1 protein-coding gene is annotated in these 519 nt (G+C 44.7%); it reads right to left on the reverse strand.

Features of this window, described 5'->3' with window-relative positions; all coding sequences use genetic code 11:
- Positions 1-226: sensor histidine kinase (locus tag AC27KL_RS28220; RefSeq protein ID WP_487171814.1), on the reverse strand; the 226-nt coding region annotated here is incomplete at its 3' end.
- Between the last annotated feature and the right edge of the window lie 293 nt (positions 227-519).

Consider the following 519-nt stretch of genomic DNA (forward strand, 5'->3'; position numbering starts at 1 on the left):
AATGCGGATTAATCTGGCTTGCCAGCATTTTAAACTTGATCTCGTTTTGCCTTCGCTCCACCAGACTTTTCTGACGATTCGTTTCTTGAACCTCCTGGACCAAATGGTTTACGTTACTGACGAGCGCGTTAAATTCTCTCGATAGTAGACCAACTTCATCTTTTCCGTCGATATGGAGATAGGTTTGCCATGAGCCCGCCCCTACTTGGGTCATATGCTTGCTCAAGCGGAGAATCCTTCTGGATAATAGCGAAGCAGAAGCATAGATAAGTAAGGCTGCAAATATCAGGCTGGCCGTGATCACGACTTCTCCGAGTCATATCACTTGATTAACCTATCTGTACATCTCGGAAACGGAAAAAACTGAAATAATGCGAAGTCCATTTCAGCTGTTCTGTGGCGTTAGGTTTGCGATCTCCCCTTGTTACGCTTTTCCGCTAATGGGTGTGTTGTAGCTTCCATCCTGTTGGAAAAGTATATTCTCGTCGGAATGAATTGCAGGTAGAGTCTTTCAGAACA

This window comes from Paenibacillus sp. YAE3, from assembly GCF_057546105.1.